Below are 12,084 nucleotides of genomic sequence, written 5' to 3' on the forward strand. Positions count from 1 at the left end.
CCCCGGAGGCCGGGGGGCACAGTCGGTCCGGCCCAGTATCGCCCGTGGTGGTTTCCGCCACATTACGCACCCGCGAAAGGTCGCGGCACCCCCGCACTGACCTCAGACCCGTCATGAGCATTACCATCTGCGCCCATGGGGGGCTGGGAGCACACGCAGCGCGGACGGCGCGGACGCCGCACGCTTCGGCATGCCGTCCTCCCGGCGCTCCTGGGGGTACTGGTCGGCGCGCTGTTCCTCTGCGCACGGCCCGGCGAGGCCCATGACTCCGCCCCCGTGTCCTGGCAGGACGAGCGGGCCGTCTGCGTGTCCCCGTACGAGGTGCCGGGCTGCTCGCCCCTCACGCACGTGACCCCGGCCGTGCTGCCCGTCCCGCCTCCCGCCGTGACCCCGGCGGGCGGTGCGCCGCCGTCTCCCGCCGCGGCCGGCCCGGCGGGGCGGGTCCGGCAGCCCGGGCCGCTCGCGCGCGCCCCCGACCCGTATGCCCTGCAAGTGCTGCGGACCTGACGAGTCCGGTTTCGCGTCCCACCACCCCCCTCAGCAGAAGGAATCAGGGCACATGGCCAGCTGGACCGGCAACAACGGCAATCACGGCAACAACACGGACCCGCACTCCCGCCAGGCGCGCATAGCCGAGATGCGGCGTGCCGACCGAGCGCGCGACCGGCGCAACAAGGCCATCGCCATCACCAGCGCGGCGGTCATCGTCGTCGGCCTGGTCGGCTTCGGCGCGTGGGTGATGATCGACCAGCAGCAGACCGAGCAGCGCAAGAAGGACGCCGCGGAGACGGCCCGCAAGACCCCGGTCAGCGGCGAGCAGACCTGGGACGCCAAGACCCTGGGCCGCAACCACGTCGAGACCCCGGTGAAGTACGAGATGAACCCGCCGGTCGGCGGCGACCACCACCCCCGCTGGATGAACTGCAACGGCGACGTCTACAAGAACCCGGTGCCCGAGGTGTACGCCGTGCACTCGCTGGAGCACGGCGCGGTCTGGGTGACGTACAACGAGAAGGCCGCCAAGGGCGACCTGGACCAGCTCGCCGAGACGGTGGGCAAGACCCCGTACACGCTGATGAGCCCGGTCAAGGAGCAGGCCGGCGCCATCATGCTCAGCGCGTGGGGCAAGCAGCTGACGGTGGAGAAGGCGGACGACCCGCGGGTCGCGCAGTTCTTCACCAAGTACGTACAGGGCCCGCAGACGCCGGAGCCGGGCGCGGCCTGCACGCAGGGGCTGGGCGACAAGTGAGCCGTCCCACCCGTGCGTACTGGGCGGCGGGCACGGCCGTCCTGCTCGCACTGCTGTTCGCGGCGGCGGCCACGGTCGCCGCCGCGAGCGGCGCCGCGGACCAGCGGGACGGCACGCCGGGGCTGCACTCCCCGGACGCGGGCTTCGCCCGGGACATGGCGGTCCACCACCAACAGGCGGTGGAGATGTCCTTCATCGTGCGGGACCGCACCCGCGACGAGGCCGTACGCAGCCTCGCCTACGACATCGCCAACACCCAGGCCAACCAGCGGGGCATGCTGCTGGGCTGGCTGGACCTGTGGGGGCTGCCGAAGGTGGTAGCCGGCGAGCCGCCGATGTCCTGGATGGGGACCACGGGCGGATCCGACGCCGGGGACGGGCCCGCCGGCCACGACGCCGGAGGCGGGCACTCCGGTCACGGCGCCGCCAAGCCCGGTGCGCTGATGCCCGGCATGGCCACCAAGGCCGAGATCGCGCAGCTGGAGGCGGCCGAGGGCCGGGACGCGGAGGTGCTGTACCTCCAGCTGATGACGGACCACCACCAGGGCGGCGTCGCGATGGCCGAGGGCTGCGCGCGGCAGTGCCGGATCCCCGTCGAGCGGGACCTCGCCCAGGGCATGGCCGATGCGCAGCAGTCGGAGCTCACCCTCATGGCGGACATGCTGAGGCAGCGCGGGGCCGCGCCGCGCGGCTGAAGGGACACGCCCGTACGGTGGGGGGAGGGCGTCCTCTCACCCGTACGGGCGTGTGCTCACCCTGTGCGGTCGCACGGGGCCGAACGGCCCGGTGCGGCGGAGACGGAGGACGCCGGGGCGGGCGCACCCGCGCCCCGCCGCTACGGCGCGACACGCTCAGGAGGTTGACGCACATGACCACCGCCGGAGAGATCATGCACCCCGGGGCCCAGTGGATCCCCGCCACCGAGACGCTTGACCGGGCCGCTGAGCTGATGAGCCGGCTCAATGTGGGCGCACTGCCCATCAGCGATGCCGATGAACGGCTCTGCGGCATCCTGACCGACCGCGACATCGTGGTGGGCTGCGTGGCCAAGGGCCACGACCCGTCGAAGGTGACGGCCGGTGACATGGCCAAGGGGACCCCGCGCTGGATCGAGGCGAGCGCGGACGTCTCCGAGGTGCTGGACGAGATGCAGAGCCACCAGATCAAGCGTCTTCCGGTGATCGAGAACAAGAAGCTGGTCGGCATGATCAGCGAGGCCGACCTGGCCCAGCACCTCTCGGAGGATCAGATCGCGAGCTTCGTGGAGAAGGTCTACGCGCGCGGCTGATCCGCGGCGGTGCTGACCGCCCGGGCCACCTGGTCCGGGCGGTCCAGCATGACCAGGTGCCCGGAGGGATCGGCGACCTCGAAGCGGGCGCCGATCCGGTCGGCGAGGTCCGCCTGGCGGCCGAGCCAGCGCAGGCCGGCCCGGCCCGCCGAGCCGTCGTAGCCGACGAGGACGGTGGTGGGCGCGGCCAGCGGGTGCGTCCGGCGCAGGTCCAGGACCTCGGCCGCCATGTCCGGGTAACGGGAGTTCTCCAGCAGGGCCCCGCGCCAGACCCGGCCGGTGCGGTAGCAGCGGCGTACGAGGTCCCCCGTGGCCGGGTCGGAGCCGCCGGTGCGGGAGGCCCGTACGGTGGCGCGCCGGGCCGTCGGTCCCAGCGCGGCCGGCAGTCCGGCCGCGGTCACCGCCCGGCCGAGGGCGCGGGCCACGCCGGTGCGCACCGCGGCGGGCAGGATCGTACGGGGGGCCTCCTCGACGCTGCCGTCGACCAGGACCAGTGCGGCGGTGCGCCCCGGGTGCAGGCGGGCGAAGGCCTCGGCGTGGAACCCGGCCAGGGAGTGCCCGACGACGGTGACCCGGCCGGCGCCGGGCAGGTCGAGCGCGTCCAGCAGCGCCGCGATCCGGTGGGCCTCCCCGGCGGCGGTCGGCGGCGCGGTGGCCGGGCCGCTGAGGCCGTGGCCGGGGCGGTCGAAGCGGACGACGGTGCGGTGCGGGGCGAGCAGCGCGGCGACCGGGTCCCAGTCGAACCAGGCCATGGCGAGCCCGGCGCTGAGCACGCACACCGGACCCCGGCCCTCGACGACGACGTGCAGCGGCACCGCGTCGGGACCGAGGCCGTGCAGGAACCGGCCGGTGCCGTTGCCGGTCATGTGCGGTGCTCTTTGTGGACGGAGTAGGCGAGCAGGCCCAGCCAGAGGGCGACGAGCAGCACTTGCATCCGCTGCCCGGCGCCGAGGGCCCACGTCCCGCGCCCGGCGGTGAAGAGCGCTATGGCGGACAGCGTCCAGACGGTGGCGAGCAGTTCGAGGACGACGAGCGCGGGGCCGTAGCGGGCGAGCGGGGCGAACCAGCCGTAGCGGCGCGCGGCGTAGGTGAGGGCCACGATCCCGATGAGGGCGCCGGCCATGGCGAGGCTGCTGCTGACGGCATGGGCCTGATGGGTGGCCGGGACCAGCCCGGCGGTCTCGCGGGAGGCGCACACGGGGTCGACGGTGGGCGTGCAGCTCAGCGGCAGCCAGGCGTCGGCGGCGGTGGCCGCGCCGAAGAGGGTGAGACCGGACCAGCCGGCGACCGCCCACCGGCGGCGGGATTCGGCGTACCGGACCAGCCGGAGCAGGGCCACCAGGCTTCCGGCGAAGGCGAGGATCCCGGCGGTGAAGTCGGTGGCCCGGAAGAGGCCGCCGAGCGGCTGGTCCTGGGCGGCGAGTTCACTGACGTACGTCTCGATGGGGTTGAGCCCCGTCGAGAGGACGACTTCGAGCACCCAGGCCGTGTAGGCGGCGGCGCCGAGCCCGATGAGGGCGGCGACCAGCCGGGCGGTCCGCAAAGAGAGACCTTTTGTGGACATAGTGTGACTAATACTAGAAGGATCCAGGGTCGGTCCTATGCCCGGATACCCTCCCCGGGTAGGGTTGCGTTCATGACGCGCTGCGCCCGGCAAGCCGCCCCGTGCCCTCGACTGCCGCTGCCCGCCGCACTGCCGCCGGGCCTCGTGACCACGTACCCGCTGAGTCATCTCACTGATTCCCACGCCTTGGAGGACGTGCCTGCGGCCCGGTCCGTTGCCTCGGCCGCCGCGTCCGCCGCGCATCGTGAGCCACACCACGCTCCGGCGCCGCCCGCCGCGGCTGCCGCACGGCGGACGGCGCGGTCGTCGGCCGTGGTGGCGTCGGAGCGCGCGACACCGGCATGGAAGACCCCATGGACCCCACGGCCCCTCTGCCCGTCCCCCTCGCACGCCCGGCGCAGGCCCTCACTCCGCTGATCCTCGGCGCCGGACCGGCCGGCTCACGCGACACCGCGCCGCTCGGGGGCGCGGACCGTACGCCGGGCCGGTCCGGCAAACCGGCGGACAGCCCCTGGGCGAAATTCCTGGGGAAGCACGGCGGGGGCATGGCAGTCTTGCGGTGATCACGACGCTGCGACATAAGGACGCCCCCGCCGGTATGAGCACCCCGCCGAACCCGCCCAGCACCCCGCACGACCCGCCGACGGAACCGGCCGGCACACCCCCGCCCGAGGCGGCTTCCATACCGGCGCCCGCCCAGCCCTTGTCGCTGGAGAAGACCCCGGCCCCGGCCCCGGCCCCCGAACCGGCCCCGGCCTCCGCCGAACCCGTGGAGGCGGCGCCCATGGAGGCGGCGCCCGCAGACCCCGTGGAGGCGGCGGCGCCCGCAGACCCCCCGGACACCACCCCGGCGCCGGACCCCGCTCCGGTGGCGGTCACCGCGACCGCCCCGGCCCCCGGACCGGCCCCGGAACCGGCCCCGACGCCGTTCGCGCCGCTCACCCCCGCTCCCCCGGCCTCCCCGTCGCCGCCGGGCGGCTTCGCCCCCGGCGCGCCGGGTGCCCACGGCGGCGCGCCCGGCGCCCTCGCCAACCCCTGGGCCCAGCCCGCCGCCGGTTTCCCGTACGCCGCCTACCAGCAGGCGCCCCCGACCACCAACGGGCTGGCCGTCGCCGCCCTGGCCGTCGCCATCGCCGGCATCGTCATCGGGCTCACCCCCTTCTTCTTCTGGGCCGGCTGCCTCCTCGCCATGACCGCCGTCGGCATAGGCATCGGCGCCATCGTGCGCTCCTCCCAGGGCGCCCCGCGCAAGGTGATGTCCATCGTCGGCACCGCCCTCGGCGTGCTCGGGATGGGCGCCTCGGTCGGCGGGTTCCTCTTCACCGGTTACGTGGCGGAGAAGGCCGCCGACCGCCTGGAGCAGGAGATCGACTGGGAGCAGGAGGACCTGGAGCAGCTCGACCCCGGCGACGTGCCGTCGCCGTCGCACTCGCCGACACCCTCCGAGGTCCCGGGCCTGACCAGCGCACTGCCGTTCGGTGAGACCTTCACGTACGACAGCGGCATCAAGGTGACCCTCTCGGCGCCGAAGAAGTACAAGCCGTCAGGCCTGTACGCCCGGGAGAAGTGGAATAACGCGATCCAGATCACGGTCACGATCACCAACGGCACGACCGCGCCGCACGAGGTGATCTACGCCATGCCCAACGTCCGCGACGACAAGGGGATGACCGCCGAGAAGGTCTTCGACTACGGCGGCGGCGTGCCCAAGATGATCGAGGGCTCCATCCTGCCGGGCGAATCCGCCAGCGGAGTCGTCGCCTTCGAGGTCCCCGAGGGCACCACGAGCATCACCGCGGACATCTCGGCCGGAACCTTGCTCGATGACGTGAAGTACGCCGGGCCGATCGGCTGACGACGGCGAAGTCGGCAGGGTCCAGGACATCGCGTCAGAAAGACGATTAGACTGGGCCCGTGCCTCAACTTCGCCTCGCGCTGAATCAGATCGACTCGCACGTCGGCAACATCACCGCCAACGCCGACGCGGTCGTCCACTGGACCCGGCACTCCGCCGAGCAGGGCGCCCATCTGGTGGCGTTCCCGGAAATGATGCTGACCGGGTACCCCGTCGAGGACCTCGCCCTGCGGGGTTCCTTCGTCGATGCCTCCCGCACCGCGCTGCGCCGGCTCGCGGAGCGGCTGGCGGCCGAGGACCTCGGTGAACTCCCGGTCATCGTCGGCTACCTGGACCGCACCGAGAAGGCCGCGCCCCGGCTCGGCCGGCCGGCCGGCTCCCCGGAGAACGCGGCCGCCGTGCTGCACCGCGGGCAGGTCGTCCTGCGCTTCGCCAAGCACCACCTCCCCAACTACGGCGTGTTCGACGAGTTCCGGTACTTCGTGCCGGGCGACACCCAGCCGGTCATCCGGGTGCACGGCGTCGACGTCGCCCTGGCGATCTGCGAGGACCTCTGGCAGGAGGGCGGCCGCGTCCCGGCCACCCGCTCCGCCGGGGCCGGGCTGCTGATCTCGATCAACGCCTCCCCGTACGAGCGCAACAAGGACGACCTGCGCCTCGAACTGGTCCAGAAGCGGGCCCAGGAGGCCGGCTGCACCCTCGCCTACCTGGCCATGATCGGCGGTCAGGACGAGCTGGTCTTCGACGGCGACTCGATCGTGGTCGACGCCGACGGCGAGGTCATCGCCCGCGCCCCGCAGTTCTCCGAGGGCTGCGTCCTGGTCGACCTCGACCTGCCCGCCGCGCGCGCGGACGCCCCCGAGGGGGTGGTGGACGACGGTCTGCGCATCGACCGGGTGATCCTGTCCGAGGAGCCCGTGGCCCCGTACGAGCCGGTCGTCACCGGCGGCTACGCCGCCCGCCTCGACGACGACGAGGAGATCTACGACGCACTGGTCGTGGGCCTGCGCGCGTATGTCAAGAAGAACGGTCTGCGCTCCGTCCTGATCGGCCTCTCCGGAGGCATCGACTCCGCGCTCGTCGCGGCGCTGGCCTGCGACGCGATCGGCGCGCAGAACGTCTACGGCATCTCCATGCCGTCGAAGTACTCCTCCGACCACTCCAGGGGCGACGCGGCCGACACGGCCGAGCGGACCGGCCTGAACTTCCGGACCGTGCCGATCGAGCCGATGTTCGACGCGTACATGGGCTCGCTGGGCCTCACCGGCCTGGCCGAGGAGAACCTCCAGTCCCGGCTGCGCGGCACCCTGCTGATGGCCGTCTCCAACCAGGAGGGCCACATCGTGCTGGCCCCGGGCAACAAGTCGGAGCTGGCCGTCGGGTACTCCACTCTCTACGGCGACTCGGTGGGCGCGTACGGCCCGATCAAGGACGTCTACAAGACGGACATCTTCCGGCTGGCCCGGTACCGCAACCGGGCCGCGGCCGAGCGCGGCGAGACCCCGCCGATCCCCGAGAACTCGATCGTGAAGGCGCCGAGCGCGGAGCTGCGCCCGGGCCAGGTGGACACGGACTCGCTGCCGGACTACCCGGTGCTCGACGCGATCCTGGCCCTGTACGTGGACCGCGACCAGGGCCTGGAGGCGATCGTCGGTGCCGGCTTCGACCCCGAGCTGGTGGCCAGGACCCTGCGGATGGTGGACACGGCGGAGTACAAGCGCCGTCAGTACCCGCCGGGCACGAAGATCTCCGCGAAGGGCTTCGGCAAGGACCGCCGGCTGCCCATCACGAACGGCTGGCGCGAGCACGTGTAAGAGCGCGAGCACGTGTGAGAGACCGTCACCGGTACCCGCGCCGGGGCCCCGGCGTACCTGCGGCTCGTACGGCTGCTCCGCGTCCCGCGGTTCTACGGCTTGACGGTGACCCGGGCCGCGACGGGCAGGTGGTCGCTGCCCGTGCGCGGGAGGGTCCAGGAGGCATCCGGCTTCATCCCGCGGACCATGATCTGGTCGATCCGCGCCATCGGGAACTGCGCCGGCCAGCTGAAACCGAATCCGTCCCCCGCCGCGCCCTGCGTGGAGCGCATCTGGGAAGTGACCTCGGACAGCGCGCGGTCGTTCATGGTGCCGTTGAGGTCGCCGAGCAGCATGACCTTCTTCAGCGGTTCGGCGGCGAGCGCGGCGCCCAGCGCGTCGGCGCTGTTGTCGCGCTGGTTGGCGGTGAAGCCGGCCTTGAGCTTGACCCGGACGGAGGGCAGGTGGGCGACGTAGACGCCGATGTCGCCCGCCGGAGTGGCCACGGTGGTGCGCATGGCCCGGGTCCAGCCCATCTTGATGTCCACGGGCCGGCTGGAGGTCAGCGGGTACTTGCTCCACACGCCGACGGTGCCCTCGACCGAGTGGTACTCGTACGTGTCCGCGAGGGCCTTCTCGTACACCGGGACGGCGCTCCCCTTGAGCTCGGTCAGGGCCAGCACGTCGGCCCCGCCCTTCGCCACCGACTCGGCGGTGCCGCGCGGATCGCCGTTGTCGGCGTCGACGTTGTGGGTGGCGACCGTGAGGTTGCCTCCGGAGCCGGACTTGTCGGTGACCAGGCCGCCGAAGATGTTGATCCAGACCGCGGCCGTCAGCAGTATCGCGATCAGCGCGGTCGCCGACTTTCGGTACACGGCGGCGGCCAGCAGCACCGGGACGGCCAGGCCCAGCCAGGGCAGGAAGGTCTCGGTGAGGCTGCCGAAGTTGCCCACGTCGTTGGGCAGATCGGCGTGGAAGATCATGACCAGCGAGATCAGCACGGCGATCGCGGCCAGCACGATCCCCCGCCGCCAGATGCCCCGGTCACCGCGCAGGGCGACCAGCCGGCGCCGGAAACCGGATTCGGAGGGCTCGCGCTCCGAGCCGCCGTTCCCCGTCTCCGTCATGTACGCCTGTGCCATGCCACTGCCCTCACTGCCGTGCTCGCGCTCCGTCCCCGCCCCTTGACCCTAGGCGATGAGCGGAGCCTTCCGTGCCGTACGTCACGACACGTCACGACCGCCGCTTGCGGTCGTACGTCCGGGAGGACGAACGACCGTACGCCCCGGGTTCCGGTTGTCACGAAACGCGCACATTGGAGGACGGGCCTTCGCCCCACTTCCGCCTCGGGCCGCGAGGATGCCACCATGGTGGGTGAGTCCGGGGACACCGTGAGGGTGCCTCGAGATGACACAAGGAGCAGTTGCAATGACGCATGCCGTTTCGCCTGCCCGCGAACCCGCATCCGCGGCCTCCCCCACGCTGTACGGAGGCACCGGTACCCGGCGCATCACCGTCCGCGACCTCACCCTCGCCAAGGAACGCGGCGAGAAGTGGCCCATGCTCACCGCATACGACGCGATGACCGCGTCCGTCTTCGACGGGGCCGGCATCCCGGTCATGCTCGTCGGTGACTCGATGGGCAACTGTCACCTCGGCTACGAGACCACCGTCCCCGTGACGATGGACGAGATGACCCTGCTGTCGGCGGCCGTCGTACGGGGCACCAGCCGGGCCCTGATCATCGGCGACCTGCCCTTCGGCTCGTACCAGGAAGGCGCCGTGCAGGCGCTGCGCAGCGCCACCCGCCTCGTCAAGGAGGCCGGTGTCGGTGCGGTGAAGCTGGAGGGCGGTGAGCGCTCGCTGCGTCAGACGGAGCTCATCGTGCAGTCCGGCATCCCGGTCATGTCCCACCTGGGCCTGACCCCGCAGTCCGTCAACGCCATGGGATACCGGGTGCAGGGCCGCGGCGACGAGGCCGCGCACCAGTTGCTGCGCGATGCCAAGGCGGCGCAGGACGCGGGTGCCTTCGCGGTGGTGCTGGAGCTGGTCCCCGCCGAGCTGGCCGCCGAGGTCACACGGTCCCTGCACATCCCGACGGTGGGCATCGGCGCGGGTTCGCAGTGCGACGCGCAGGTGCTGGTCTGGACCGACATGATGGGTCTGACCGGCGGGAAGCTGCCGCGGTTCGTGAAGCAGTACGCGAACCTGCGCGAGACCATGGGCGACGCGGCGAAGGCCTTCGCCGAGGACGTGGTCGGCGGCACGTTCCCGCAGGAGGAGCACGCCTTCCACTAGGCCCGGCACGTCCGAGCGACGACAGCCCGCCGGCCCGGATGCCGGCGGGCTGTCGGCTGTCCGCCGACGGAGTGTCAGCCGCCTGTCGGCCGGCTGTCGGTGCTTTGTCAGTGGCGGATGCTCCCATGGGGGGCATGACGCGAAACGACAAGAAGCCCCTGAGCGGCCCGCACGCCGTAGAGGTCCGGGGGCTGGTCAAGCACTACGGCGAGACCAAAGCACTGGACGGTGTGGACCTGGACGTCCGCGAGGGGACGGTCCTCGGGGTCCTCGGGCCCAATGGCGCGGGCAAGACGACTCTCGTGCGGTGCCTGTCCACCCTGATCACCCCGGACGCCGGGACCGCGACCGTCGCGGGCTACGACGTGGTCCGCCAGCCGCGGCAGCTGCGCCGCACGATAGGCCTGACCGGCCAGTACGCCTCGGTCGACGAGAAGCTCTCCGGCTGGGAGAACCTCTACATGATCGGCCGGCTGCTCGACCTTTCGCGCAAGGACGCCCGCTCGCGCGCCGACGAGCTCCTGGAACGGTTCTCGCTCACCGAGGCCGCCAAGAAGGCGGCGATGCACTACTCCGGCGGTATGCGCCGCCGGCTCGACCTGGCCGCCTCCATGATCGGCCGCCCGGCCGTCCTCTACCTGGACGAGCCGACCACCGGTCTGGACCCCCGTACCCGCAATGAGGTGTGGGAAGAGGTGAAGCGGATGGTCGCCGAAGGGGCCACCGTCCTGCTCACCACCCAGTACATGGAGGAGGCCGAGCAGCTCGCCGACGAGCTGACGGTCATCGACCGCGGCAAGGTCATCGCCAACGGCAAGGTCGACGAGCTGAAGGCCCGCGTCGGCGGCCGCACCCTGAGGATCCGCCCCGCTGCCGCGGGCGATCTGCCGGGCATGGCGCGCTCGCTGGCGGAGGCGGGGCTGGACGGCGTGGCCGGTTCCCAGGCCGTGCCGGACGAGGGCGTGCTGCTGGTCCCGATCCTGAGCGACGAGCAACTGACCGCCGTGGTGGGGCTGCTGGCCGCCCGCGGGTACGCCATCGCCGACCTGGGCACCTACCTGCCCAGCCTAGACGAGGTGTTCCTGTCCATCACGGGCCAGAAGCCCGCCTCCGCCGAGGACTCCGTTTCCGCCGAGCAGACCGAGGGGGTCGCGGCATGAGCACCGTAACCACGACGAAGCCCACCGATACCGGGGCCGCCCCGGCACCCCGGCCCGCCGCCGCCGTTCCGCCCGGCGAGGGCCGGATCGGCCTGCGGGCCAATCTGCGGCACATCGGCGCCCTGGTGCGCCGCAACGCCCTGCAGATCAAGCAGGACCCCGAGTCGATGTTCGACGTCCTGTTCATGCCGATCATCTTCACGCTGCTGTTCGTCTTCGTCTTCGGCGGCGCGATCTCCGGCAAGGGCAACCAGGCCGAGTACGTGAACTACGTCGTGCCGGGCCTCATGGCCATGATGGGCATGAACATCGCCATGGCGGTCGGCACCGGCGTCAACGACGACTTCAAGAAGGGCGTCATGGACCGCTTCCGGTCCATGCCCATCGCCCGGTCCTCCGTGCTCCTCGCGAAGATCGTCGTTGAGATCGGCCGGATGCTCGTCGCCATCACCATCCTGCTCTGCGTGGGCTTCCTGCTCGGGCTGTCGATCAAGACCTCGGTGCTGGACCTGTTCTTCGCCATCGGGCTGTCGGCCGTCTTCGGCGCCTCACTGATGTGGATCTTCATCCTGCTCGGTCTGACCATGAAGACCGCCCAGGCCGTCCAGGGCATGGCGATGCTGGTTCTGATGCCACTGCAGTTCGGCAGTTCGATCTTCGCCCCGCCGTCGACCATGCCCGGCTGGCTGCAGTCCTTCACGGACTACAACCCGCTGTCCAACCTCGCCGACGCGGCCCGCGGCCTGATCAACGGCGGTCCGGTCGCGCACTCGGTGTGGATGACCCTGGGCTGGTCGCTGGCCATCACGGCGGTCACGATGCCGCTCGCGGTCCGCAAGTTCCGCCAGAAGACCTGATCCGGGCCTGAACTGTCCCG

Annotated in this window: 12 protein-coding genes; 9 read left to right on the plus strand and 3 right to left on the minus strand. The window is 72.0% G+C overall.

All coding sequences use genetic code 11. The features are described from left to right. Positions 1–135 precede the first annotated feature (135 nt). The 4 genes from ABZX75_RS00245 to ABZX75_RS00260 all read left to right on the plus strand — a co-directional run bounded on the left by ABZX75_RS00245 (position 136) and on the right by ABZX75_RS00260 (position 2,537). Positions 136–507 carry a hypothetical protein gene (locus tag ABZX75_RS00245; RefSeq protein WP_355406160.1) on the plus strand — a complete coding sequence of 124 codons (372 nt, stop codon included), beginning with the start codon at positions 136–138 and terminating at the stop codon, positions 505–507. 52 nt (positions 508–559) lie between these two features. Beyond that, positions 560–1,249, plus strand: coding sequence for a DUF3105 domain-containing protein (locus ABZX75_RS00250; RefSeq protein WP_355406162.1), 690 nt, complete (start codon positions 560–562; stop codon positions 1,247–1,249). Beyond that, the gene (locus tag ABZX75_RS00255; protein WP_355406164.1) at positions 1,246–1,944 is read left to right on the plus strand and encodes a DUF305 domain-containing protein; all 699 of its coding nucleotides are present in this window, start codon (positions 1,246–1,248) and stop codon (positions 1,942–1,944) included. The genes ABZX75_RS00250 and ABZX75_RS00255 overlap by 4 nt, the downstream gene beginning before the upstream one ends. 173 nt (positions 1,945–2,117) lie before the next feature. Continuing rightward, a complete protein-coding gene (locus ABZX75_RS00260; RefSeq protein WP_355406166.1) occupies positions 2,118–2,537 on the plus strand; it encodes a CBS domain-containing protein in 420 nt (139 codons plus the stop codon). Here ABZX75_RS00260 and ABZX75_RS00265 read toward each other — a convergent pair. After that, positions 2,522–3,403 carry an alpha/beta hydrolase gene (locus tag ABZX75_RS00265; protein ID WP_355406168.1) on the minus strand — a complete coding sequence of 294 codons (882 nt, stop codon included), beginning with the start codon at positions 3,401–3,403 and terminating at the stop codon, positions 2,522–2,524. The genes ABZX75_RS00260 and ABZX75_RS00265 overlap by 16 nt on opposite strands. After that, positions 3,400–4,101 carry a DUF998 domain-containing protein gene (locus tag ABZX75_RS00270; protein WP_355406170.1) on the minus strand — a complete coding sequence of 234 codons (702 nt, stop codon included), beginning with the start codon at positions 4,099–4,101 and terminating at the stop codon, positions 3,400–3,402. The genes ABZX75_RS00265 and ABZX75_RS00270 overlap by 4 nt, the downstream gene beginning before the upstream one ends. 598 nt (positions 4,102–4,699) lie before the next feature. Here ABZX75_RS00270 and ABZX75_RS00275 point away from each other — a divergent pair. Both ABZX75_RS00275 and ABZX75_RS00280 read left to right on the plus strand, forming a co-directional pair. Then, positions 4,700–5,956: a hypothetical protein gene (locus ABZX75_RS00275; RefSeq protein WP_355406172.1), complete on the plus strand. Its 1,257-nt coding sequence runs from the start codon at positions 4,700–4,702 to the stop codon at positions 5,954–5,956. Between the two features lie 59 nt (positions 5,957–6,015). Then, positions 6,016–7,770 carry an NAD+ synthase gene (locus ABZX75_RS00280; protein WP_355406174.1) on the plus strand — a complete coding sequence of 585 codons (1,755 nt, stop codon included), beginning with the start codon at positions 6,016–6,018 and terminating at the stop codon, positions 7,768–7,770. Between the two features lie 92 nt (positions 7,771–7,862). Here the strand turns inward: ABZX75_RS00280 and ABZX75_RS00285 are convergent, their stop codons facing one another. Further along, positions 7,863–8,891, minus strand: coding sequence for an endonuclease/exonuclease/phosphatase family protein (locus tag ABZX75_RS00285; RefSeq protein WP_355406176.1), 1,029 nt, complete (start codon positions 8,889–8,891; stop codon positions 7,863–7,865). Positions 8,892–9,177: 286 nt separating this feature from the next. On the opposite strand from ABZX75_RS00285, the gene panB reads away from it, so the two are divergent. The 3 genes from panB to ABZX75_RS00300 all read left to right on the plus strand — a co-directional run bounded on the left by panB (position 9,178) and on the right by ABZX75_RS00300 (position 12,064). Further along, a complete protein-coding gene (gene panB, locus ABZX75_RS00290) occupies positions 9,178–10,047 on the plus strand; it encodes a 3-methyl-2-oxobutanoate hydroxymethyltransferase (RefSeq protein WP_355406178.1) in 870 nt (289 codons plus the stop codon). A gap of 134 nt (positions 10,048–10,181) precedes the next feature. Beyond that, positions 10,182–11,207, plus strand: a complete 1,026-nt coding sequence (locus ABZX75_RS00295) for an ATP-binding cassette domain-containing protein (protein ID WP_355406180.1) — start codon at positions 10,182–10,184, stop codon at positions 11,205–11,207. Beyond that, complete coding sequence (locus ABZX75_RS00300) at positions 11,204–12,064, plus strand: ABC transporter permease (RefSeq protein ID WP_355406182.1); 861 nt, start codon at positions 11,204–11,206, stop codon at positions 12,062–12,064. The genes ABZX75_RS00295 and ABZX75_RS00300 overlap by 4 nt, the downstream gene beginning before the upstream one ends. The last annotated feature ends 20 nt before the right edge of the window (positions 12,065–12,084 follow it).

The organism is Streptomyces sp. NPDC003038 (genome assembly GCF_040611115.1).
Classification (GTDB): domain Bacteria; phylum Actinomycetota; class Actinomycetes; order Streptomycetales; family Streptomycetaceae; genus Streptomyces.